Genomic DNA, 25406 nt, shown 5'->3' with positions numbered 1-25406 from the left:
TATTGTATAATATACTCATATCAATAACAGGCTGAATCAGAGCCTGTGGGAATGAAAATCTGAAAATACAGCAGAAATCTGATAAAACAAAAGAAAGGAACAATCATGGACAAACGGAAAACAGGCATTTTTCTTCTCATATTCCTGCTTGGACTCATAGCCGGATTCCTGCTCTCCAGCGCGGTGAGAGGACATGCAGCCGCAGATACTTCCGGTTCCCGGATATCCGGCAGACAGGAAAACATCCCCCTTATAACCACCGGAGAGGACTCAGCACTCCCGGCTTCCCCGGAACAAGCTGCCGTCAGCATATCTGCTCCCCAGGCCATACTGACCTCCGGACCGTCCTATCCTGAGTGGGACAAAAACACCACCTATACAGGCGGCGATCAGGTGGCCTGCGGCGGTAAAATATATATAGCCAGGTGGTGGACCTTAGGGGAGCTTCCAGGGCAGGCCGATGTGTGGGAGGCTGCTCCGCAGACGCCCCCTCCCGCAGATTCCCAGGCCGCTCCCACAGCCGGCGCCTCATCCCCGGTAAAGGTGGTGGGTTATTACCCTGACTGGAAATCCTACCAGCCCCAAAAGCTGCAGATGGATGTGCTGACCCACATCGCCTACGCATTTGCCATACCCACACCGGACAGCAGACTGCTCCCCCTGGAAAACCCGGAAACAGCAGTCCGCCTGATAGAGGATGCCCATAAAAACCAGGTCAAGGTCTTATTAGCTGTGGGCGGATGGAGCTATAACGGTGCCGAGCTGGAACCAGTCTTCGTGAGCGCCACTTCAACCAGTGAAAAAACCAGGCAGCTGGGCGATGAAATACTGGCCATGTGCAATGAGTACGGGTTTGACGGCGTGGACATGGACTGGGAGCATCCCAGGGTAGACGGGCCCTCCAAGGACCAGTACCAGGAGCTGATTCTTTACCTGGCAGACGCGCTCCATGCCCAGGGAAAGCTTCTGACCAGCGCTGTCGTCAGCGGGGTCAGCGCAGACGGCAATATTTATTATGATGCCGCGGCCCACAGCGATGCCGTGTTAAACGCAGTGGACTGGATTCATGTTATGGCCTATGACGGCGGTGACGGGGAACGCCATTCTTCCTATGACTTTGCAGTAAACAGCGCCGCCTACTGGTGCGGCACAAGAAAAATGCCGGCCGGTAAAGTGGTGCTGGGTGTTCCCTTCTACGGACGTCCCGGCTGGGCCGGTTACGGGGATATCCTGGCCGCTGACCCGGATGCCGGGAATAAAGACCATGCCATGGTGAGTGGAATGGATGTCTGGTATAACGGCATTTCCACCATAGAAAAAAAGGCCGCGTACGCCAGGAATAACCTAGGCGGAATCATGATATGGGAACTGACCCAGGACACGGACGATTCCGGCAAAAGCCTTCTGTCAGCCATCGGAAGGGGCATACAATGATCCCTATGTCCCGCTGTTTATCCCTGCGGATTGTAAGGACATTTTTCCTTCAGGCACTGTTCATTCCGGCCGTACAATCCGCATACTGTCTTTTTGGGCCGCTCCATCCATATCCCGAATTTCTCCCCCACAAAATCCACTGCCTCCAGTATGGCTGTGTAGGAATCCCGTTTACAGCATCTGGGTCCCCCTGTTTTGGCAATAGCCCCAAGGCTTCTGGAGGTCATCTCATTGCAAAGCCCCCACTCTTTTCCGCTTAAGGGTGAGGCCCCTGTAATCAGGCTGACAAAAATACCTGTACTCACAGCAGCCCCGCAGGTTCCCCACAAACCGCAGATACCTCCCGGCACCTGTGCCCCTCTGTTCCTCATTTCTTCCAGGGCCGCGTCCAAATCCAGTTCTCCCCCGGCGTTCTTATAGGCAGCCAGAAGCGCGGAGCCCACCAGCACATGGTGCTCCGGTCCATGCATATAGATATAGGGAGACAGGATGATTTTCTTCATGATTGCCACCGGATCCTTGCTGTCTGTATGCCTGCATATATCTTCAATGACACGCAGGCCCATCTGCTCATGGCAGCTGTCGCAGATAAAGTGACCGTTCACACATCTGGCATTGCTCATAAATGTTTTGTGACAGTAGGTACATTCCATTTCAATCTGACTCGGGAAATATTCCAGCGGCGCACCGCATACCAGGCATCCCGTTGTTTGTTCTTCCATTGCCGTATCCTCCTGTTAACCATTCATTTCTTATTCTTAGGCCAATCTCATTTCAGTATACCATAATCCCTATCCCCGTTAATACTTATTTTTCTGTTTTTATATCGGTTTTCACATTCACTTCCTGCCCTCCGCTGTTCCCCCTCCCCGCCCTCTTCCTGACGGTTCTTACCGCAAATCGAAAAAGAGCGCAAACCGCACGGAACCGCTCCCGGAACTGGTTTACACTCTTTTTCTCTACTCTCTGCTCAGGGTAGCGCCTGACCTGGCCGTGTTCACCAGGCGGGCGTACCGGCCGAGGAGACCCTTTTCTCTTGGACGCGTCACTGCCTTCCATTCCCTGCGTCTGGCTTCAAGTTCCTCGTCGCTGACCTCCAGATGGAGGTAATCCTTATACAAATCCACAGTTATCCTGTCCCCATCCTTAACCAGGGCAATTGGACCTCCCTCTGCTGCCTCAGGGCACAGATACCCGATGCTTAAGCCGCCGCTGGCCCCCGAGAAACGCCCGTCCGTGATGACCGCTGTGTTGGGTATTCCCTTGATGATTTCCGTAATCCGGTGCAGCTCCTTCATTCCCGGACCTCCCTTTGGACCTTCATAGCGTACAATAACGGCATCACCTTCCTTTATCTCCTTTGCCCGGAAAGCAGCATAACACTCATCCTCGCCCTCAAATACCCTGGCCGCGCCCTTAAAACGCCGCACTTCCATGGGAACTGCCGATGTCTTTACCAGGGCTCCCTGGGGCGCCAGATTGCCATAGAGAACCTGGATTCCGTCTGCCCTGGATACAGGATCGTCCATGGACTTTATAACTTCCCTGTCGCCATGAGACGTACGCTCCAGAATCTGCCCCAGTGTTTCCCCAGTCACTGTCAGCACATCCTTGTTCATTACAGACTCCAGCTCTTTCATCACAGCCGGTATTCCGCCTGCATAGTGCAGGTCTACCACGGTCCGGTTTCCGTTGGGTACAATGGAGCACAGTACCGGCGTGGCAGTGGTAATCTTTGAAAAATCATCCCAGTCCAGGGAAATCCCCAGCTCTGCCGCCAGCGCCGGTAGATGAATCAGGGCATTCAGGGAGCCTCCGATAGCGGAAAGAAGGGTGATGGTATTCTCCAGCGCCTCCCGTGTCATAATCTGGCTGGGGCGAATCTGCTTCTCCACCATCTTCATCACAACCCGACCTGATTCTCTTGCGCTGAAACGGCGCATGCTGGTGCTTGAAGGAATCAGGCTTCCTCCCGGCAGCATCATACCCAGGGACTCACAGAGAGCGCCCATGGTATTGGCTGTTCCCAGAAAGGGACAGATTCCGGGGCCCGTGTAATATTTGAGCGTTCCCTCAATCAGCTGCCGCTCTGTTATCTCTCCCCGCAGGAACTGCTGGCGCAGTTCCTTTGACTCATTGGGTTTTATCTGGGCATAGCAGGGACCGGCCGTGACAATAACTGAAGGAAGGTCAATCCGTGCTGCTGCGTTCAGCATTCCCGGCACGATTTTATCGCAGGAACCCATGTACACTACTCCGTCAAACACTCCCTCGCCCACCACCATGGCCTCAATGGAATCCGTGATGATTTCCCTGTGGGGCAGACAGTATCGCATACCGGAGTGCCCCTGGGCAATACCGTCACACATGGCTACCGTGTTAAACTCAATGGGCTCGCCGCCGGCTTCCAGGATTCCCTTCTTTACCTCCTCAGCCAGCTGTTTTAAAGGCTCATGTCCCGGACATATCTCATTCCAGCTGTTGGCAACGGCAATGAGCGGCTTGTGGTCCAGGGAGTCGATGGAAACGCCTGCCGATGCCAGATGGGCCTTGGATATGGCTTTCTGGAACGGCTCCAATTTATCAATTGCCCGCAACATCATTTCCTCCTGCTAACATTGTTTTCTTCTTGTTATAACGATTCATGAACACCCATACGGCTGCCATAACCGCAATCAGTACCGGCACAAAAATGTACGGCTTCTTGATGAATGCCTCGTACACCAGAAAGCTTACCGTAAGGCTGGTGGCAGCGAAGGATGTAATCATTCCTTCCCCCAGGTCCAGTCCCACGGAGGTGGCCAGTTGGGTCAGGACAGGCGCTGTAGCCGTACCTGCCAGCAGGATGGCCCCTGTACACACCAGGCCCATGATGATGTTCTTAAACAGGTTTCCTCTGGTGATAGCAACCACCAGGGCCACACGGAAGGTCACAACCGCCAGGTCCGCAAAGGGAAGCACGCGGTTTCCCGGAAGTACGGCAGCCATAAGGATGGTTAGCGGAATGACAATCAGGGATGTGGTGATGACATCAGGATTTCCCACTACAACCGCCGCATCCAGGCCGATAAGGAATTTCCTGCCCTTAAACTTCTCCTGGGTAAACTTTTTGGCAGCCTCTGAGATTGGCATAAGTCCTTCCATAAAAAGAGAGGTCATCTTGGGAATCAATACCATGACAGCCGCCATGTTTACGCCCAACGCCATAATATCAGCCACTGAATACTTTGCCAGAACACCGATAACGCAGCCAAGTACCAGGCCCATGATGGTGGGTTCACCAAAGAATCCCAGATATTTCTTGGCATCCTTGATTTCAAAATCAATCTTGTTGATTCCGGGTATCTTATCCAGCAGCCAGTTAAGGGGTGCTGCGATAATGATGGAGGAAAGAGCTGACATGGTTGGAAGGGATACGCCGGGAATACCGAAGTAATCCTCCACCAGAGGCGCGGTCCAGTCTGACAGCTTAAATGTGATAATGGCCATGATGACCGTTGCACCGATACCCATTGCCACATTTTTAGTCACAAAATAAACCATGATTCCTACGATTGCCATGTGATGATAATTCCAGATATCCACATCCAGGGTATCTGTGGCCTTCAGTACCAGCATAACAATGTTGGTGGCCAGAATACAGAATATAAGGATAGCGATAATCGGCGATGACCATGTAACTGCCGCGATGGCTCCCCAACCCACATCCAGAATGTCCAGCTTAATACCGAAATTCTGCACCATGGCCTGGGCGGCAGGCCCCAGATTGCTCTTCATCATGTTGATGACCAGATTAATACCCGCAAAGCCAATGCCGATGGTAAGGCCGCTTCTGAAAGCCTTTGATAATTTCACCCGGAAAATAAGCCCTATGATGGTTATGATGATTGGAAGCATGACCACAGCGCCTGCATCCAGAATCGTATTGAAAATATTATAAAGTATCTGCATATGATTAATCTCCCCTAAGATTTCATTTGTCTTTCATAGCCTACGGCTGTCTGTCCTGAGCGCGTTTGAGACACACTCAAACCCCTTTTTATTTCAGATGGGACAGAATCTCATCCAGCGTTGCATCCTCATTAATTCCTGTCAGCAGGGAAATGGCGCCTACCACCGGGATATTCACATTGCCGCCCGTAAACTTTCCTGTGGTAACCAGCAAATCAAAATCATCCGCCTTGGATTCCACCTCCAGAAGCTTGCACTGGGTTACAGATACCGGGATTCCGTTGTCTTCACATTTCTCCCTGATTTTGGTTGCCACTACCGTTGATGTTGCGATTCCATTTCCACATGCCACTAATATACGTTTCATTTTTATTTTCTCCTTTGATAGTCTCTTTTAGTTTTCATCTTCCAGCAGATACTGCTTGATGATTTTATGGATGGTGTCAGGCTGTCCTGCCTCCACTATGTGTTTCATATCCTCCTGGTTCTGAATCAGCTTTACGATTCGCTGAAGCATCTCAATATGTCCGTGGGCCTCTGTCAGGGCCAGCATGATGACCAGGCTTACCGGTACGTCATTGTCAGGCTCATCCATGGCCCTGAAGGGAGCCGGTGTCTTAAGCACCGCCACGCAGATGGCCGCCTCATTAACATGGCAGATATCCGCATGAGGAATGGCCACGTTGATTCCCCCGGTCTTAAGACCCGTGGGGAAGGACTGCTCCCGCTCCAGGATGGCCTGTTTATATGTATCCTTTACAATGCCCTTTTCACAGAGATAATCTGTCATGGCAGACAGAACCTCCCGGTCCGTCATAGGTTTGTCAAATTCCAGAATCAATGATTCATTAAACGCAATGCCGCTCATGATTCTTTTTCCTCCATACTCTTCATTTTCTCTTCCATGGCTGCTATGGAACCGCGGATTCCCTCTTCATTTTCATTCAGTATATCCTCTTTCAGGAAAATACCCGAACCGATTCCCGCAAATGATGCCCCTGCCGCAAAGTACTCCTGTACATTTGAGGTGCCAATGCCCCCCACGACCATCAGCGGCATTTTCCCCAGAGGCGCCTGGATATCTGACACATATCTGCTCCCAAGCCTGCCGGCAGGGAATATCTTCACAATATCCGCCCCGTCCAGAAAACTCTGTCTGATTTCCGAAGGTGAAAAAGCCCCCGGTACAGACACCACGCCGCGCTCCCGGCACAGGTCCAATATGCGCTTTTCAAATACCGTGGGAGACAACAAAAAGGCTGCACCTGCCTCAATGGCCTCCACGGCTTCTTCATAAGTAAGGACCGTGCCGGCTCCCACCATGATTTGTGCTCCAAATTCCTGGCTGATTTTCCGTATGGATTCCAGGGCTCCCGGAGTATTCATGGTAATTTCAACGGAGCCTAAGCAGGTCCCCACCAGGTTCTTGACAACCGTGCGGGTCTGTGAATAGGTATAGCCTCTTAAGATTACTGTCACTTTCGGAAATTTTTCTATATTCATCATTCTCGCTCCTTTCTGACAATATATAAAGCAAGAATGATGCCAACTAATTGACTGATTTTGTATTTTTACATAAAAGATTACGGATCTCTTCCCGTGTCCGGCTGGCGCGGATGGCAGAAACCATGGATTCATCAGAAATAATCTGATACAGCTGTTCAAAATATTTTCTGGAATCCTCCTGAATGGCCAGCACAAAAATAACATCCACGGTGTTGACTCCATCCCATAAAACGGGTTTGTCTAATTTTGTAACAGAAATGACTGGTTTTGTAACCAATCCAGGGTCGCCATGAGGAATGGCGATCCCCTGGCTGAGCCGGGTAGTCATCATTCCCTCCCGCTTATAGACGCTGAGAAGGAATTCCTGCCGGACCAATCCTTCCTCTGCCATATGTCCCACTGCCTCATCTATAATCTGGTCCTTAAACTCCGCCTCTGTCCTTATATAGATATGGCCCAGAGAGATAACCTCCGACAGCTGGTTTTCTTCGAACATGGCACTCCGCTTTAATATGCCGCGAAGCTGCCTGATGCCCTCCGGGCTGTAAACCCGGCTTACAGATATAAACGGATAAGTGCCTGAATCCGGATTGATGGTGCCCACAATAGCCAGTATCTCATACTCCTTTTCCGTATTGGCAATGATGCGATCAATGCTGGAATCCTCAATGTACCCCCTGGTCACTACAACGGTCCCGGCCAGGTTGCTCTTCAGGCGTTCCGTCAAATGTTCCTTTAATTTTACGGCAGCTCCCTGTCCTGTGATGCACAGGCACAAAATCGCTTTTTTCCTGGACTCGCTCTGTTCCCTGGTTCCGGTAAGTTTAATCTTGTCCAGTTCATCCGCAATCTCGTTCAGGGATTCATCCGTCCACATGGTCTTTCGCACTGCTTCCACCACCATCATGGTGTCTGTACGGGGCAGCACTCTGACCTGCATGCCTGTCTCCTCCCGAATCTTCTGTCCCACATTCAGGAGTGATCCCATGTCAGCCAGCACGATGCAGCCTTTTCCCTGGTTGACGCGCCTGGCCATATCCACTGTCTTTTCCGCCATCTGAGCCGGCGTATCCCACAGGTTCATATCCACTCCAACAGCGTGTTCCGTTCCCATGATGGCATTGGCAACCTGGGCCATTCCGCTGGCCACTGGGCCATGGGATACCACCAGCACCCCAATTCTCCCCTCCTGGGCCATGTCCTTTTTCCTGAATTTCCTGAAGTACATGGCCAGGAATGCCTTTTCCTCTTCCGGCAGGGTCAGATAATACTTTTTCTGTATTTCATCCACAGCATAGCAGGCAGCTTCATAATCCTCGTAAGACTGCTGGCGAATATTCTCCATGCCTGGGTACACCATACGCCCGTGACTGCGCATCCGCTCCATGGCCATGTTCAGATGAATGGCCAGAGGAAACACCACCTGTTCCTCCAGCCCGGGAAGCCGTTTTCTGGCCAGATCACAGATATCCCTCGTCATGCGCAGAATGTCGTCCCCCACAATAGCGGCAATCTCGTCCTCCCGTATCCCCGACTTCTGGAATTCATGGATATGGCGCTGGAACCTTGACTCTATCTCGTCGGTGAGCTGGACTTCGATGTCCTGTTCCCTAAGGCCGTCCCTCAGCAGCTGGTCGTACTTTTCCTCCAGGGATTCATATATGTTAAAGCCCTCCAAAAAGGTTTCCGTTCCTGATTTTCCTGCTGATTCCCCGGTATCATCGGGAAACACATAACAGTCGTCAGGGCACAGTTCCTTTATATCTTTGGTAATCCGGTCAGGCACATAACCCTTCCTCAGGTTCTCCGTCAGGCTGGCGAATGATACGGTGATACGTCCGTCCTTTCTGGCCCGTCCTTCCAGAAACGCTTTGGCACAGCACACCTGTATATCCGATTTAAGCTGTCCCACATTGCCCGGGCAGTCCCCGCCCAACAGACACCAGAGCGCCTGCTGCCTTATTTTTATCTGTTTCCCCAGACGTCTGGATTCCCACTGGAAAAACCGCAGGATAAACTGCAGCTTCTCTCCCGCCGGCCGGTCCTTTAAGGAGGGAATTTCTATCACCATGGGAATCCTGCGCCTGAAGGTCAGAAGCAGGGAGCTCTGGGGATTTTCCGTGGTTGCGGCAATGACCATCACATGGCTTTCCCGCTGGGTATCCACTTCCCCCAGACGTCTGAACCTCCCCTTATCCATCAGATAAAAAAGGATCTCCTGGCCCTCCGGGGGCAGCCTGTGCACCTCATCCAGGAACAGAATTCCCCCATTGCACAGCTCCACTACCCCCTTTTTGTTGTCAGAAGCGCCGGTGAATGCCCCCTTGCTGTATCCGAAGAGCTGGGCCAGCAGAAGCTGGGGATTATCCGCATAATCCGCACAGTTAAACTCAAAGTAGGGAGCGTCCTTACCAAAATTTTCAGTACCGCAGGCATACTCATGCATGAGCTCCGCCAGAAAGCTTTTCCCCACGCCAGAAGGTCCGTATATAAGGCAGTGCAGCCCTCTGGGCGGATACAGCACGGCAGCCTGGGCACGGGTAATCTGAGTCTTCATGCTACCGTCAAACCCTACAAAAGCGCTGAACGCATTAGCCCTTTCATCCTCCGCCCCGGATTCCGCAGGTTCTTCATATTCCGCATGTTTCGCATATTCCGTATGTTTTGCATATTCCGTATGTTTCGCTAAATCCGGTGCCAGACCGGCTCCCTCCTTCTCCTGGCAGTCGCCAAAAGGAGTCCATATCTCCAACAGTTCCTCCCGCAGCCTGCCTGCGGCATATTTTCCTATCCTGTAGCCGGCTTCCTCCAGCATCCTGGTAAGCCCGCGGTCCGACACATCCGGATGTTCTGTCAGAATCCGCTTCATGTCCTCAAATATGACCGGCTTCCTCCGCTTCCTGGAATCAGGTATATGGTGCTCCCGGCGCACCGTGGTCACATCCTCCCTGAATACCTGCAGTCGGGACGCTATCTCCTCATCTGTCAGGGGATTCTTACTGTCCTCACCTTTTATGATTTGCAATATCCGTTCTTCCATGCGCGCATTCTCCCATACAATCATACAGCCTGTTTCAATGAGTATTATCATACCATCTTTTGATATGATTTACCACATGGCAATCCAGCCAGCTTCCCCTATTGGCAGTTGCTTACAAGGCGCTGCGCCAGACATTCTTCCAGAAACTCCACACAGTACTGTTCCAGATGCATCAGCCCTTCCTTTTCTATTGGAAAATGGCCCGCCCCCTTTAACAGCTTCATATCCTTGCTGCAATTCAGTCTGTCATAGAATATTCTGCTGAGACTGGCATCTGTCCATCTGTCATTTTCCGGGTGCACCAGAAGCACGGGACACCTGCTAAAGCGCTCCGGCTCCGGGTGGATATGAGGATTTAAAAGCGTGTGCAGAAATGCCACTGGCACCTTTGCCCCGGAAGAACGCCTGTCTCTCATCAGCACCTCAGCCAGTTCCTCATGGTTTACGATTGCCTTCATATTCCCCACCCACTTTATAGGCACTTTTATAAAGCCCAGCCATGCGGATACCTTTGATATGAGCCTGAGGCCGTGTTCTGCCATCCACCCGGAACTCACAACGTTTTTCCGGACCAACGGCTCTCTCTGGTCCAGAAGGCAGGTTGCTATCACTCCCTGAATCTCAGGCAGTCCGGATGCAGTCTGATATGCCAGGATTCCCCCTGCGCTGAGGCCGAACAGAAAGGTAGGCCTTATCTCCCTGGCCTGATAGTACATGACTATCTCAGCCGCGCAGTCCACCCAATCCTGGTATACCACCTTTCCGTAATACTCGGTCATTCCATAGAGGGGAAGGTCCGGACAGATTACCTCGTAACCCTGCTTCATGAGGGGTACTGCTATCAAAGACAGAAGCCTTCCGTTTCCCCCCACACCGTGAAACAGTATAACCCGCGCTTTTGCTTCTTTTACCCTGTAGTGGTCTATATGTATGCCAAACCTGCCTATTCCCACAAAATACTCATCCGGCCGCCAAACGCCGGTCAGCCGGTTTTCTTCCGGCAGGTATTCCTGTACTTTCTTCCAGTATCCATCTTTTCCGTAATACATGTGTGTCCCTCCGCTTTGCGTCATTACTGTTTTTAAGCCATGAGCCGGATAAAATGAACGGTACGGCAACGCAAAAAGACATAGCCCGCATTCTTATGAAAGATGCAGGTTATGCCTTGAATCTGCCGGTGCATAATCCTATATTGTTATAATCACAATCCTGGCTTCCGTCGCTGTCAGCGTCGTCCATCCTTATTCCAAGCTCCTCTTGCCAATCACTAAAATAGTTGTCTTTACATAGTTATGTTAAAGTTATATTGAAATCATTGTGTGAATGCAGATACCTCTGTATTATGCAGCATTATACGGGATGGGCGGCGGGTTGTCAACGGTATACACGGAATCTTAGCGGATTTTTAATATACGGAAATTTAACAGATTCTTGCCCCCACCCCCAAACAGAACCGTTCTGCTCCAAGTCTCAATCCCTTCCCATCCTGTCCTCATATACCTTCCGGTAATCCTCCACCATGCGTTCGTATTCCTTCCGTTCAAACTGCCACAAGGGAGAGCATATCCAGGTGATATTCTCCTCCCCCTGCATATAGGGCTTCGTATAGTTTCGCCTCCTGCGAATCAGTTCTTCATCCCAATGTTCCGACACCCATTTCCTGTATTCAGGACTGTCAAATTGCTCACATGCTATGTTGTCCCCATATTCCTCCCAGTCCTGGTCCGAATATGCTTCCAGGCACAGGATACCAGACTGCTTCTCCATCCGGAAATCCTGGTTTTCCAAATTCAGCACCCCCAGACTGTCCCAGTATACAGTACCCGGTTCCTTCCTGATTTTCGCCATTATGACAATGCAGCTCAAATCGCAGTCATCCTCGCACACAAGTACAGGCACATTCAAGTCCTCCGCCGAATCCACCATCTCCCAGATAAAACGGTTCTCAGCCTTCCATACCAGCTCACCTGTCCATGCGGGCAGCAGTCCTTCCAGGGAGCCGAATACTTCCAGCCTGGGACATGCCCCTGCACTTACCGCCTCATTCAGATATCTGACAATGGGTCTGCCGTCAATCATCCAGTAGTATTCCCCGTAATCATATATGGTTTGTACCAGCTCCATGTGAATCCGGTTCATGCATTTTCCTCCTGGCTTATTCCCCGCTCCAAAATCCCCTGTCCTAAAACCACTTTTTCCTCTTAAAGAACCATATTTCCACTGCCACAATCAGCAGGCAGAGAATGCAGATCACTGCGTAGCCATAGGGAAAGCCCAGCTCCGGCATATTGATAAAATTCATGCCGTACCATCCCGCGATCAGGGAAAGGGGCATGAATACAGTAGTCACAATGGTGAGGAATTTCATGATTTCATTCTGGCGTATGTCCACCTGGGTCTGGTGCATTTCACGCAGCTGCATGGAATACTCCTTCATCATCTGCACCGTGGAATAAAGGCGCCCCGCCTTATCGGAAAACAGGCCAAACAGCAGGCTGTCCCTTTCATTCCCTCTCTCGGCCGCATCCTGCTGCAGGGTTTCCCCCATGTCGGAGAGCTGTTCATAGTAAACGCTCAATGCGGACAAATCCTTCCTGGCTGCCAGGATTCTCACGTCAAATTCCTCTGACTCCCTCTTAAGCAGTCCTTCCTCCAGACGTGTCAGGCTGTCCTCGTACTGCTGGAGAAAAATCACATCCTCCTTCAGCAGATATTCCATCACATCAAAAAGCTGCAGGGAAGGAGATGTTACATCTGTCATCTGGTAATCCTGCATCTCATCCAGAAGCCCCCTTACATAACCGCTGTCATCCATAAAGATCAGCTTTTCCCCGGTAAGGCAATAGCCGAATACCTGCTTTTCCTTTGACGGGTCCTCCTTGGAAGGAATGGCAAAAGTGCCTGCCACCGCTGCTCTAAACACATCTGCCTTGCAGAACCGTATATGGTTCAGACCGCTGCCGGAAAATATTCTCCGGTAAATATCCGGGCAGGCGGTCCGAAACTCTTCCATGGTAAGGATTTCAACCGGATGGGACTGCCCGGCGGATACACCGGCATCCGGGTCATCCTTGCTGTGATCATTCCAATGGTATTTCATATGGTATCCCCCATGCTTTTTTATGTCATTGTAACACGGAACAGCCAGGACGTCAAAAGGCCGGGCGCCTGTGACTGGCTGCCCGGCCTTTTATTTTAAATAGTCTTAAAGTGACTGGTTCCCTACAGATAATGAGGGGTCTTTGGTGTCAGCACCTCACTGCCGTCCTCCGTTATCAGCACCATATCCTCAATATTAAATCCATTGACTCCCCGTATATAACAGGGCACCTCCATAGCCAGGACCATGCCTGGTTCCAAAAGCCGTTCTGCGGAAGCATTGATATACGGCTCCTCTGCCGTGGCAGGACCCAGGCTGATGCTGTGGCCGCAGTGGCCTCTTCTGTAACAGGGATACTGCTCTTTTACATATTCATAGGCAGTCCGGAACAATTCACAGACAGGAAGCCCCGGCCTTGCGGCTGCAATCATCCTTCTCTGTCCCTCATACAGGCGGTCCTTCAGCCGGAACAGCTCCGGGGCGGCATCCTTCATAACCCATGCCCGGGAAGTATCCGTGGTATAAAAATCAAACTCCGCATTGACCCCGGCATCATATTTGACCACATGGGTGCTCTCTATGATTCCGTCCTCCGGGAGCGTGAGCCTGGCTCCCGAAGGGCCTGTGGAAAACATAGACCATGAGCTGGGTACACAGAAACCCGTTGCAATGACTGACTGTCTGAAACAGTCCGCCATCTCTCTTTCTCTCACCCCCGGCCGCACCATCCGGCTCACCTGGTAAAAGCCTTCATCCGCAATCCGGCACAGGGTGCGGAACATCTGTATCTCATCCTCCGCTTTCACGCTTCTGGCCAGTACAAACATGGACGATATATCCACAAATTCGGCTTCCGGAAACGTCTCCTGAAGCTGCCGGAAATAGGGTACATTCAGATACGCAAGCTCCACTCCCAGCTTCTTATGGGCCAGGTCCATGTCCCGTACCATTTTCTTCAGCATGTCAAAGGAGGATTCCATGGATTGTTTATCGACTGTTTTGGCAGCCCCTGTGATTTCGTCCCAGGTCTTTACTCCCACCCAGGTATCATAGGGACGAACCACAAACTCCGAAGCCTCCTCTCCCAGTCTTTCCTTCTGTTCCCTCACCCGCTTTTCAAACGTGAGTTCCTCATAGTCCATGGTGGTAAGCTGGGTGGCAGTCTTGTCATCCGAGGACATGACTGCCAGAGCAAAACCAGGCTGTCTTGAAACCGTGTGCTGGTGTCCTGCAAACCCTGTCACATAGTGGAAATTTTCCGGCGATGACACGATAGCACCATCCAGGCCCCTTTCCCGGAGCATTGACTTAATCCGGCGCTCCTTTGGTTTTATGACTACCTTCTCATATTTCATTTTTCTGCGCTCCTAACTGCATGTGCTGCCCCGCACATCTGCCAGTTCATGGTCCGGCAAATTTACCGTCCCATCTTCCTGTCCACGGCTGCCTTTAACTGTCCCAATGCCCTTTCAATGGTCGCCCTCGGACACGCAATGTTCATGCGCATGTAGCCGCCGCCCTCCGGTCCGAATCCCCGTCCGTCGTTTAAGGCCAGTCCTGCCTCCTGCACCATGAATGTCTGAAGCTCATCCCCTGAAAGCCCCAGCTCCCGGCAGTCCAGCCACAGCAGATACGTGCTCTCCGGCTTAAGAAAATGAATTTCCGGTATATTTTTCTTCAGGTAATCCCATGTATAGTCAATATTCCCCTCCAGGTAATCCAGAAGCTGCTCCAGCCATTCCCCGCCTTCCCGGAATGCGGTTTCCACAGCCACCAGACTAAAACAATTATTGCGGTGTACATCCATGCCGAACCAGAATTTCTCATATCTATCCTTCATCTCATGATTTGGGAAGAACAGGGTAGCTGCCTGAAGTCCTGCCAGGTTAAATGTCTTGGTAGCCGAGGTGCAGGTGATGGTAATATCAGCAATTTCTCCGGAAACACCTGCCATAACAGTATGGCGATGTCCATACAGCATCAGGTCGGAATGAATCTCATCGGAAATAATGGGTATCTGGTATCGGACGCATATGTCCCCTACCTTTTCCAGCTCCTCCCTTGTCCAGGAGCGCCCCACCGGGTTGTGCGGATTGCACATGATTAAAAGGCCGGGCCTGCGCTTTGCGGCTTCCTCAAAAGCCTCATAATCAATTTCATAATACCCGTCCTGCTCCTTAAGTGAAACAGTCAGCGGAGTCCTGCCGCTGTTGACAACGGAATCATGGAATTCAGAGTAGACCGGAGTAAAATACATCACCTCCTGGCCCGGCTCCGTAAACTCGCGCACAATGGTGCAGATAGCCGGAATGACGCCCAGGGCAAATGCCGCCAGGCTTTTGTCAAAGTCATAACCGTTGCGGTCCTTCTGCCACCGGCACACAGCTTCATAGTAGGAAGCAGGCCGCGTGGTGTAGCCAAATATCCCCTGTTTGTTTCTCTCCTCCATGGCGTCCATGATGGGTTGGGCAGTTTTCAAATCCATATCTGCAATCCACATGGGAATCAGGCCCTCCCTGCCGAATTTTCTGGCGCATTCATCATACTTTGCAGAAAAATTACGGCTGCGGTCCACGGGTTCATCAAAATTATATTTCAAATCGTTTATCCTCCTTTTTGCGGGGAAAATACTCCGCTAAAATAACCGTAGGGAGCCCCCTCCCGGGCCGCCCATACCGGCCGGCTGCAAGGAGGGAATTCTCCCCTTTCATCAGAGCCTGTTCCTGCAGGCTCCGGTGCTGTATTGCGCAAATTCATTAAACACAGTACTAATTTTTCAGTCTTGGGTCCAGGGCATCCCTCAGGCCGTCCCCCACCAGATTCAGGGATAAGGCAATGGTTGCAATGGTCAGCCCCGGAAACAGTACGCCCCATACAGAGTAGCGCATATACTCCTTTGCGTCGGAAAGCATGGAGCCCAGCTCCGGAGCCGGCGGCTGCTGGCCCAGGCCAAGATAGCTGAGGGCTGCCGTATTCAGAATCTGCGCCGCCACAGCCATGGTGGCCTGCACTATAATTGTTCCCACTGCATTGGGTAATATGTGTCTTACTATGATGAATACAGGGGAACAGCCGTAAGCCTTGGCAGCCTCTATGTACTCCATGTCCACAATATTAAATACCGCGGACCGGACCACCCTGGTAAAGCCGGGTACCTGGGAAATAATGAGCGCCAGAATCAGGTTGCGTATACCGGCTCCCAGGGACGCCGCTATGGCAATAGCCAGAAGCAGTGTTGGAATCCCCATAAATACGTCCAGTATGCGCATCAGCACCGTATCCACCTTGCCCCCGTAATAAGCCACGATGGACCCCAGCAGACAGGCAATCAGACAGGCCACTGCCGTGGATACAATACCCACGGTCAGGGACACCCTGGCCCCGAAGAGCACACGGGCAAAAATGTCGCGGCCATAATCGTCTGTTCCAAACAAATGGTGCAGGGAGGGCCCCAGAAATCTGGCATCATAATTCTGGGTAATGGCATCCGCCTCATAGTCGCAGATAACCGATGCAAAGGCCGCCAGAAGGACCACGGTTACGATAATGACAAAGCCAACCATAGCCAGCTTGCTCCTTCGGAAGCGTTTCCATATCTCAGCCGCACGGCTCTGTTTCTTCCTGTCTTTCTTAACTGTATCAGGTTGCAGGTTGTCGTTTGGCACGTCTAACACCTCCTACATATTTGGCTTTGATTCTTGGGTCAATGTATGCGTATAAAATGTCCACAATCAGTATAATCACCACATTGAGGGCTGCCAGAAACAGGATACAGGCAGTTGTCTGGGGAATGTCCTTGGAGCGGATGGACGTGATGGTCAGGGAGCCCAGTCCCGGTATTCCGAAAATGGATTCCACCAGTACGGTGCCTCCCAACAGGTAGCCGAATTCATTTCCAATGACCGTGATAACCGGCAGCAGCGCATTTCTCAGTGCATGCTTGTAAATAACAGTATGTTCAGACGCTCCCTTTGCCCGTCCTGTCCTTACATAGTCCTGGCGGATGGTCTCCAGCATGTTGGAACGGGTCAGCCTGAGTATGCTGGCTGCCGTGGCCATGGCCAGGGTCACCACAGGCATGATAAAATGCTTCATGGTGACCACTCCTGTAAAGGTGGATGGCAGAAGGCCCAGCTTCAGCGAAAACAGCATAACAAACATCATTGCCAGCCAGAACTGGGGCACTGCGGCAAAAAACATGGCCAATATGGTACTGACAAAATCCAGGCCCGAATATTGCCGCACCGCCGATATGACGCCGATGGGAACACCTATCATCACTGCCAGGCAGATAGAAAGCACACCTATGCGGAATGTCACGCCAAAACGGGAAAAGATTTCATCAAATACAGGCTGACGGGTTCTGTAGGAGGTTCCGAAGTCCCCGTGAAGGGCATCCTCCAGATAGTGCACATACCTCACCACAAACGGGTCGTTCATCCCCAATTCTTCATTCAGCTTATCAATCTGTTCTTTTGTTGCCGATGTTCCCAGGATGGCAGAGGCAGGGTCACCCGGTGTAAATGACATGATACCATATACGATGAACGACACGCCCAGCAATACCGGAATCATCAGCAGCAACCTTTTCAAAACATATTTAATCATAGATATGCTTCCTTTCAGATATCGGTAGTTCAGACATCCGGCTTAAAACGTGCCGGCCTTAATCCCAGTGCATATCCCGAAGGGTTGAGAAACCGGAATCATAGGATCTGTCTACCGTGACTCCCTTATTGTATGCGCATGTAACCACACGGTCATAAATGGGGATTATGATTGTATCTTCATACAGCTTCTTCTCTATAACAGAGTAAATGTCCTTTCTCTGTTCCGGGTCCTGACATACGGAACCGTCCTGAAAAGCCTTGTCAACATCCGCATCATTAAGCCTGGAGAAATTATATCCGCCGATAGCGCTGGACATGAACACCGTACTCCAGAAATCCACATCAGGGTCCATAGTCTGTACGATGGTGGACATGGCAAAATTACCGGACTTCATATCGGAAACCCATGTATTGGCCTCCAGCTGTTCCACGGAAATATTCACACCAATCTGTTTTAACTCTTCCTGGTAGACAACGCCAATTTTCTTATAGTTCTCATAGCCGACCACGAAGGGGATTTCCTCTCCATTATAGTCAGTCTTTGCCAGATACTCTTTCGCCTTATCCAGATTAAACTCAGGTGTTGTGTACTTGCCGGAATACCCAGCGGTCCTCTCATCCCATAACAGGCTGGATACCTTGGCAACGCCGTCCATACCCACTTCCACAATATGTTCCCGGTTGGTGGCATAAGCCAGGGCCATACGGAAATTCGGGTCGCTTAAGAAGGGCGCTTCCAGGTTCATGACTATGTATCCGCTACCCATGGTAGGATTCAAATCCAGCACCAGATCCTGGCTGTCCTTAAGCTCCTGCACCGCGATTGGCGGGATGGTGTACGTCATGTCAATCTCACCTGTCTGAAGAGCTGTAAGCGCTGTCTCCGGATTAGTCAGCACCACATAGTTGGCCTCTCTGATCTGAGGCAGGGCATCATGGTAATCATCAAAGCGTTCCAGGACAACCTGGGAGCCGGAATCCCACTGTTTAAATTTATATGGTCCTGTACCGACTGGCATCTGCCTGATGTTGTCGCCGGCCTCATTTACCGCCTTCTCATTCATGATACATACCGTGGAGGCCACTGCTGTCAGGAACGGTACATATGGCTGGTCCAGAACGATTTTTACCGTCAGGTCATCCACGGCTTCCGCCTTGACGATATTCTTTGTGAAATTAGACATCTCACTGGATTCCTTGGCGCGCATCATGGAAAATACCACGTCGCCCGCAGTCAGGGTCTCCCCATTGTGGAACTTAACGCCTTCCTTCAGGCTGAAGGTATACTCTGTGCCGTCCTCGCTGATGCTGTAATCCTTGCACAATACATTTTCATATTTGCCGTCATAATAGCGCAGCAGACAGTCGAATATATTGCTGTACACCACCTTATCCAGGTCCATGCCGCTGTTATATGGGTCAAAGCCCGCAAAGTCGGAATAGACAGCAATCTTGATGGTATCCTTTCCTCCTTCCGGGTTTCCTGCATCCGCCGCCTTCTCGGTTCCTGCACCAGCGCCTCCCCCTGAGCTGCCCCCTGAACTTTCTCCGCACCCAGCCAGGGCACCGGCTGCCATTGCGCACACTAAAAGCATGCTGATTAATTTCTTCTTCATCTGTTTACCTCCCTTAATTTAGTTAAATAATACACATGCAACTTGGTGGTTCTCTGAAACATTTTTCAAAGGAATATCATGGCCCATACATTTTTCCGTTGCCCTTGGACATCTCGGCGCAAAACGGCAGCCCGGAGCCGGGTCAATGGGACTCACGATTTCTCCCTTTATGCTCTGTCTTTTCCTGTTCCTTCCCTGAAGCCTGGGTACCGGTATGGAATCCAAAAGCGCCTGGGTATAAGGATGGAGCGGATTCTTAAATAGTTCCCTGCTGGAAGCCTTTTCAATGCACTGGCCCAGATACATGACCATGATTTCATTGGAAATGTGCTTTACCACAGACAGGTTATGGGTGATGAACATATATGTAAGGCCTCTCTGCTCCTGCAAATCCATTAACAGGTTCAGTATCTGTGCCTGGATGGAAACATCCAGAGCCGATACCGGCTCATCGCAGACAATGAACTTTGGATTTAAGGACAGGGCCCTGGCAATCCCAATGCGCTGGCGGCGTCCGCCGTCCAGTTCGTGTGGATACGCATTGTACAGACGGGAGGCCAGGCCCACCGTGTCCATCAGTTCAGCCACCCGCTTTTCCACCTCAGATTTCTTCCGGCAGATCTTGTTCACCATCATAGGCTGCCCTATGGTTTCGCTGACTGTCATACGCGGATTCAGGGACGCATACGGGTCCTGGAAAATAATCTGCATATCCGTGCGCAGATTCTGCATATCCTTCCTTCCGCATTTTAAGATGTCCTTGCCGTCAAAGAAAATCTGCCCTGCATTAGGCTCTGACAGCCTCAGTATGGTTCTGCCCAGCGTGGACTTGCCGCACCCGGATTCCCCTACCACTCCCAGGGTCTGTCCCTGCATGATCTGCATGTTCACATCGTCCACTGCATGGAGTTCACCGGCAGGAGTATGGAAATACTTTTTTAAAGATTTCGTCTCAAGTAATATTTTTTTATCAGACATGCCAATTTCTCCTTATACCTTGTCTTGGTGCCTTAAAAATATAGCGGTTATTATATTTGCGCCGTAGCCTGCTTTGTCCCCAGAGGTCCCGGGCAGAGCCAGGCGGATTCCTCAGTACAGACTGCAGGAGCGGGTTATGAGACACCTTCCGGTCCATCCTGGTACAGGTGGCACCGAATCATATGGGTTCCCTCCACACATTCCGGCGGCTGGGCATTCTTACATATATCCATACATTTAGGACAGCGGGGATGGAACTTGCACCCAGGGGGTAAATCCGTGGGGTCCGGCATCAGTCCGTCAATAGGATTGAGCCTCCTGCTTTCCACCTCCAAATCCGGTATGGAGCCAAACAGTCCTTCTGTATAAGGATGTCTGTTCTTTCCTTCATATATATCTTCCGCCGTGCCGTACTCAATGATTTCTCCGGCGTACATGATTGCCACCTTGTCGCATATCTCAGCCACAATCCCCAGGTCATGGGTAATCAGGATGATGGACGTGTTGATTTTCTCCTTCAGCTCCTGCATCATATCCAGAATCTGCGCCTGAATGGTTACATCCAGGGCCGTGGTAGGCTCATCGGCCAGCAAAAGCTCAGGCTTGCAGGCCAGGGCCATTGCTATGACCACACGCTGCTTCATACCCCCGGAAAACTGATGGGGGTAATCCTTTTTACGGCTCTCCGCAATCCCCACCAGCTTAAGCATTTCCTCAATCCGCTCCTGCTTTTCCTCAGGCGTCAGGTCCATGTGAAGCTCCAGGGCCTCACCAATCTGGTTCCCCACTGTAAGGACCGGATTCAAGCTGGTCATGGGGTCCTGAAAAATCATGGATATCTTTTCTCCCCTGACCTTCCGCATGTCCTCCTCGGCTGCTTTTACCAAATCCTCCCCGTTAAACATGATTTCTCCGCCGGTAATCCTCCCCGATACCTTTGGCAGAAGGCGCATGAGGGAAAGGGCAAGGGTGGTCTTACCGGCGCCGGTCTCTCCCACCAGACCAATGGTCTCCCCCTTGTTCAGGGTGAGGGATACGTGATTGACTGCCTTTACAATGTCCTCGTCCGTCGTATACTCCACGCTCAGATCCTTAATTTCCAACAGCTTCTCTTCCATATTCCAGCTCCATTCCGTTTTTATCTTCTTAAAGCTTTCATTTCTGTTATTGTCTTCATTTCTGTTATCATCTACATTCCTGATATGATTTAATGAAGATAATCCTTAAGCATGTTCATGGACTGCTCATTGATTCTGTCCCACATCTCATACACCGGAATCTTCCAGTCACACTGCCGTACCTTCTCCGCCAGCTGAGGGCTTACACAGATGACCGATGCCTTTTGGGCAATCTTCTTCCACCCGCTCCTCTTATCCTCGTAGTAAACTTCCACATCCAGCTCAGGACACATCCTGTGAACCAGGTTCACAAAGCCGTCCGCCGACTCTTCCTTTTTGCAGATAACCGCTGCCACGGAGCCTGACTCCAGGGATTGCAGCGCCTCCATCACATCCGGGGCAACCTCCACTGTCATACCGTAAATAATAGGCTGGTAGCTTCTGGCTATGCTCCTCACCTGGGCATACTGGAAATATGTGGTGATGATTGCGTCCAGGTGCTCAATCTGGTCCCGGTGTTCCTCCAGATAATCCCGCAGCTGGTCCAGATGGACCTCCTCAACCTGTACATCCGCTTCTCTGGCAATCTGCATGGCGAACCGGTGGCCTATATTCTTTTCCTCATACACAAAAATAACGCTTTTCTTCTTGCTCTCTTCAATCTCCTTCAGGACCTTGTCCACAATGCTCCGTACCTCGTCCACAGAAAGCTGATAATAAATGGCGTTTTTAATGGATGTGACCAGTTCCTCCTCCAGCTTTTTTTTGTCCATGGATTCTGTCTGCACAATGGTCCCAATATGGGGCCTGGTAACCACCAGCTCCTGCTGCTCCAGCCGCTTGTATGCATTGCGCACCGTATTAATGCTGATTCCCAGCTCATCCGCCAGTACGCGGATGGGAGGAAGCTTTTCTGTCCACCGCACCTCTCCGGTAAAAATGCTCCATCTGATATTCCTGACCAGCTGGTCCGTGTATGGGATTTTAGAGTCCTTATTGATTTTCCACACTTCGGCGTAATGAATCATAGATATTCCAATTGTCCTTTCCTTCTGTTGGGCAACATTTATAATGTTTTATTGTTTGTTTCTATTGTTACCATTGTTTCTATCATAGTGTCAATATAACACACTTTGTATGTTTTGTAAATATGTACATATTTTAAAATATATTAATCAATTTTTGTGCACATTCTATATCTATTAGATTTTGTAGTTTTGTTTGATTGGTATTAATATGGTACTGCAATTATAATTTTGAAATAAAGGCTTTAACAGAATTTTTTCATATATCCTGCTCCTATCTTCTTAAGACAGCTCCAACCAGTGAGCATATATATACAGAAGGGTATCTAAAGACATATGGGTTCTCTTGCCCTTAATGGACAGATTCATCATTATGCGATATAATAATGCCGCTAAGCAGCAACAGGCTGCCGCAGCAGCTTCTTCATATATCAATACACAGCAGGTGGATAAATGGTTTATACAATTACGGAAATGACAGAAAAACATTATTATGGCAAAGCATATGTCCAGTATGCCGCCTGGTTTGAAACATACAGGGGATTAATGCCGGATGAATTTCTTGATAACAGAAAACTTGAGTCTTGTTATGAGTCCACGCTGAAGCATCCTCAGGACACCTATGTGGCACTTGTGGACGAAACAGTGGCGGGCTTCATATGGTATTCACCGGATGCAAGGGAATATACACGAAAAACAGGCATGTCTGAAATAAATGCCCTTTATGTACTAAAAAAGTATCAAGGCCACGGCATAGGCAGAGCTCTTATGGAAAAATCCCTGAGTATGATGCCCCATAAAGAAGCCGTATTATATGTCCTCCGGGGCAATAACCCCGCAATTGGTTTTTATGAGCATATGGGTTTTATGCTTACCGGTAATACATTTACGCAGGATACCGGATTTGGGAATATTGTTGAACTTGAGATGATGCGGACCGGCAGATAAACCGGCCCATAAGCCTGTGCCTGCGGTTTTGGCAGAACAGGCAAAATACAAACAAACACCGGGAAATAACGGCTCCAAGTCCGTACCTACCGGTGTTTGTTCTCATAATTTACTTCTTATGCAGGATTTTTATACCCTGCTTTTCTATTTTATTTCATTGACTTTAATTGCTTTCTGTATCCCCATCCTCTGGCACTATAAGCTTTCCCTTGAGGCTGGAAGCCATTTTAAGGGTTGGAAATTTTGCGTGATAAAGAGCTATGGCCTCGTCCGCGTCTTTCCGGTTCATCGTAAATTCGTATTCCTTTCCATCCGCCATCACGCACACCAGCTCCGTACTGGTGCCGCGCCCAACCTTCTTTACCTGGAACCGAACCTTTTTAAGTTCCTGGTTCACCAGAATCACTGGCTTACCCACGATTCCATATGTTAGATCCTCACCAATCCAGAATGTGCCGCTTATCTTCCGGGCATTCCGGAAATCTTCATCCAGCCTTTCCCTGTTTATGGTTTTATGGCTGTCCAGAAACGTCCGTACTGCTGCGACATGATGTTTTTTCAGCATGGAGGACAGGATAAATAGCCCAAGGAGCGCGATAACGGCCCCGAGGCCGGTGGTGCCCATGGCACTGGAGGGTGTCTGGTTATCCAGCATGCCTGCCCAAAAATAATAACTCTCCGTTTCCGTCTCCAGGTCAAAACTCCGGACCGCCCTGTCATAGTATTTTTTGCCATCACCCTTCAGTTTCTTCAGGGTGCCTTCCACATGCAACCCCTGAGGCGGATCGGAACGCACACCCTTTAAATAATCCCAGGTTTCGTCCATAATCCGGTCCATTTCCGCCTCCATTTTACCGGAAATACGCACAGGAACAGCTCCCGCCTCCTCATCCAGCACCAGATAATATATACTGCTCTTGGTGCGCACCCCGCTGCGGGTACGGTAGCTTTCCATGAAGGCATCCAGCACATAGTTTATATCAAAGCTTACATATTCATCCCCGGCCTGTTCTGTCCCGTATACTTCACGGAGCGGAACTGCACCCCGAAAATACTTTATCAGATAGCTGCCTACCAGTACCATCAGGCCAATCCCAAAGGCAGTTACCAACAGACCTACAGGCACATTGACGCGCACCATGGCCTTTTTGAATTCTGTTTCCACCGTTCTCCTGTTTGTATTATCGCTTCCCATACCATATATCCCCCTCATTGTTATCCCGGCAGTACCGATCCTCCGGCAGTGTCAATTCCGGTACACCGGCTCTCCAATTCCTCCTGAAGCGCCCTGGCAGCTTCCCGTGATGTCTCGGCCCATGCGGTTTTTTTATCCTCAGTCATCAGATGGATGGTCAGGTAATGAGCCTGCTTTCTGGTTTTTCCGACTTTCACATAGTATGTATTATCCTTGATGTACGCTTGTGTAAGCCGGCTGAGTTTCAATACGCATGGCATGTTGCCGCCGTAAAGACAGATATAATCCCTGGTCAGAATTCCCCTCTTCTGTCCGGTGGTAAAGGATTTCAGCTTTCCAAGGTGATTCAGGATCAGGCTGTCCGAACCCATGGCCTGTTTGTCAAATTCCCGTATCTCCTGTTCCTCTAATCCGCCGGCCTTGGCAGCAACGCGAATCCAATCATCCACAGTCTTTCTAATATCTTTGGTTATAAAAAAAACAGCTACTCCGAATACCGCCACCAGCAAAAGAAAGAAAACCGAAATCCCGATTCCCACTCCCAGCATATTTTCCTCTTTATCCCGGATGATTTCCAGGGTTCTGTTTATGGACCAGACCAGGCCGGCTATGCTGCCCGCCAGAAAGGCTCCCATAAAAAACAGGCCCAGGCCCGCATTGACTCCCTTCATGGCCTTTTTATGAGCCTTAAACACAGATCCTTCCGGATAATGCTTTTGCTTGTACTCCTCGTTCATACTCTCTAAGTATGTTTCTTTGTTCTGGGCTGTCATATACTGTTTCCTCCTCTTTTGTAACAATGGCATTTCCGTGATAGAATGCAGAAATGTTTCAGTCATTCTATCCAGTTTTATTATACGTATGAATCGTAAAAAAACAATTGGT

The 25406-nt window shown here is 50.4% G+C and carries 22 protein-coding genes; 2 read left to right on the top strand and 20 right to left on the bottom strand.

Annotated features, from left to right (window positions below):
- Positions 1-105 precede the first annotated feature (105 nt).
- On the top strand, positions 106-1434 hold the full coding sequence (locus LI015_RS04060) for a glycosyl hydrolase family 18 protein (protein ID WP_227124198.1): 1329 nt from the start codon (positions 106-108) through the stop codon (positions 1432-1434).
- Positions 1435-1451: 17 nt separating this feature from the next.
- Here LI015_RS04060 and LI015_RS04055 read toward each other — a convergent pair whose 3' ends face one another.
- The 18 genes from LI015_RS04055 to LI015_RS03970 form a co-directional block, all read right to left on the bottom strand.
- Positions 1452-2156, bottom strand: a complete 705-nt coding sequence (locus LI015_RS04055) for a DUF5714 domain-containing protein (RefSeq protein WP_002568505.1) — start codon at positions 2154-2156, stop codon at positions 1452-1454.
- Positions 2157-2393: 237 nt separating this feature from the next.
- Entirely contained in the window at positions 2394-4034 is a 1641-nt protein-coding gene (ilvD, locus tag LI015_RS04050; protein WP_319638714.1) for a dihydroxy-acid dehydratase, read from the bottom strand.
- Positions 4018-5385 carry a PTS galactitol transporter subunit IIC gene (locus LI015_RS04045; RefSeq protein WP_002568507.1) on the bottom strand — a complete coding sequence of 456 codons (1368 nt, stop codon included), beginning with the start codon at positions 5383-5385 and terminating at the stop codon, positions 4018-4020. The genes ilvD and LI015_RS04045 overlap by 17 nt, the downstream gene beginning before the upstream one ends.
- Before the next feature lie 88 nt (positions 5386-5473).
- Positions 5474-5752 carry a PTS sugar transporter subunit IIB gene (locus LI015_RS04040; RefSeq protein WP_002568508.1) on the bottom strand — a complete coding sequence of 93 codons (279 nt, stop codon included), beginning with the start codon at positions 5750-5752 and terminating at the stop codon, positions 5474-5476.
- 27 nt (positions 5753-5779) lie between these two features.
- Positions 5780-6253: a PTS sugar transporter subunit IIA gene (locus LI015_RS04035; protein WP_002568509.1), complete on the bottom strand. Its 474-nt coding sequence runs from the start codon at positions 6251-6253 to the stop codon at positions 5780-5782.
- Complete coding sequence (locus tag LI015_RS04030; RefSeq protein WP_002568510.1) at positions 6250-6888, bottom strand: bifunctional 4-hydroxy-2-oxoglutarate aldolase/2-dehydro-3-deoxy-phosphogluconate aldolase; 639 nt, start codon at positions 6886-6888, stop codon at positions 6250-6252. Before LI015_RS04030 ends, LI015_RS04035 begins: the two co-directional genes overlap by 4 nt.
- A 46-nt stretch (positions 6889-6934) precedes the next feature.
- Entirely contained in the window at positions 6935-9931 is a 2997-nt protein-coding gene (locus LI015_RS04025) for a sigma 54-interacting transcriptional regulator (protein ID WP_227124196.1), read from the bottom strand.
- Between the two features lie 98 nt (positions 9932-10029).
- Positions 10030-10980 (bottom strand): alpha/beta hydrolase, encoded by a 951-nt coding sequence (locus tag LI015_RS04020; RefSeq protein ID WP_227124195.1) that lies wholly within the window; start codon positions 10978-10980, stop codon positions 10030-10032.
- Between the two features lie 421 nt (positions 10981-11401).
- Positions 11402-12070 carry an XRE family transcriptional regulator gene (locus LI015_RS04015; protein ID WP_227124194.1) on the bottom strand — a complete coding sequence of 223 codons (669 nt, stop codon included), beginning with the start codon at positions 12068-12070 and terminating at the stop codon, positions 11402-11404.
- Between the two features lie 43 nt (positions 12071-12113).
- Positions 12114-13031 (bottom strand): magnesium transporter CorA family protein, encoded by a 918-nt coding sequence (locus LI015_RS04010; protein WP_227124193.1) that lies wholly within the window; start codon positions 13029-13031, stop codon positions 12114-12116.
- Between the two features lie 122 nt (positions 13032-13153).
- Complete coding sequence (locus LI015_RS04005; protein ID WP_002568515.1) at positions 13154-14386, bottom strand: M24 family metallopeptidase; 1233 nt, start codon at positions 14384-14386, stop codon at positions 13154-13156.
- 62 nt (positions 14387-14448) lie between these two features.
- Positions 14449-15630: a MalY/PatB family protein gene (locus LI015_RS04000; RefSeq protein ID WP_054353946.1), complete on the bottom strand. Its 1182-nt coding sequence runs from the start codon at positions 15628-15630 to the stop codon at positions 14449-14451.
- Positions 15631-15799: 169 nt separating this feature from the next.
- Positions 15800-16696 carry an ABC transporter permease gene (locus LI015_RS03995; protein ID WP_002568517.1) on the bottom strand — a complete coding sequence of 299 codons (897 nt, stop codon included), beginning with the start codon at positions 16694-16696 and terminating at the stop codon, positions 15800-15802.
- Entirely contained in the window at positions 16671-17639 is a 969-nt protein-coding gene (locus LI015_RS03990; RefSeq protein ID WP_002568518.1) for an ABC transporter permease, read from the bottom strand. Before LI015_RS03990 ends, LI015_RS03995 begins: the two co-directional genes overlap by 26 nt.
- A gap of 58 nt (positions 17640-17697) precedes the next feature.
- The gene (locus LI015_RS03985) at positions 17698-19257 is read right to left on the bottom strand and encodes an ABC transporter substrate-binding protein (RefSeq protein WP_227124192.1); all 1560 of its coding nucleotides are present in this window, start codon (positions 19255-19257) and stop codon (positions 17698-17700) included.
- 18 nt (positions 19258-19275) lie between these two features.
- The gene (locus LI015_RS03980) at positions 19276-20235 is read right to left on the bottom strand and encodes an ABC transporter ATP-binding protein (RefSeq protein ID WP_117625394.1); all 960 of its coding nucleotides are present in this window, start codon (positions 20233-20235) and stop codon (positions 19276-19278) included.
- A 134-nt stretch (positions 20236-20369) separates the two neighbouring features.
- Complete coding sequence (locus LI015_RS03975) at positions 20370-21353, bottom strand: ABC transporter ATP-binding protein (protein ID WP_002568521.1); 984 nt, start codon at positions 21351-21353, stop codon at positions 20370-20372.
- 89 nt (positions 21354-21442) lie between these two features.
- Entirely contained in the window at positions 21443-22381 is a 939-nt protein-coding gene (locus LI015_RS03970) for a GntR family transcriptional regulator (protein ID WP_002568522.1), read from the bottom strand.
- A gap of 450 nt (positions 22382-22831) precedes the next feature.
- Between LI015_RS03970 and LI015_RS03965 the strand changes: the two genes are divergently transcribed.
- A complete protein-coding gene (locus tag LI015_RS03965) occupies positions 22832-23326 on the top strand; it encodes a GNAT family N-acetyltransferase (protein WP_117625395.1) in 495 nt (164 codons plus the stop codon).
- Between the two features lie 163 nt (positions 23327-23489).
- Here LI015_RS03965 and LI015_RS03960 read toward each other — a convergent pair whose 3' ends face one another.
- Together LI015_RS03960 and LI015_RS03955 are read right to left on the bottom strand one after the other, a co-directional pair.
- Positions 23490-24521, bottom strand: coding sequence for a DUF6709 family protein (locus LI015_RS03960; RefSeq protein WP_002572027.1), 1032 nt, complete (start codon positions 24519-24521; stop codon positions 23490-23492).
- Positions 24522-24541: 20 nt separating this feature from the next.
- Positions 24542-25294, bottom strand: coding sequence for a hypothetical protein (locus LI015_RS03955; RefSeq protein ID WP_227124191.1), 753 nt, complete (start codon positions 25292-25294; stop codon positions 24542-24544).
- Positions 25295-25406: the final 112 nt, after the last annotated feature.

This window comes from Enterocloster sp. 210928-DFI.2.20, from assembly GCF_020554465.1.
Taxonomy (GTDB): domain Bacteria; phylum Bacillota; class Clostridia; order Lachnospirales; family Lachnospiraceae; genus Enterocloster; species Enterocloster bolteae.
Note: the sequence above shows the minus strand (reverse complement) of the source record. Positions and strands in the feature narration are given on the sequence as shown.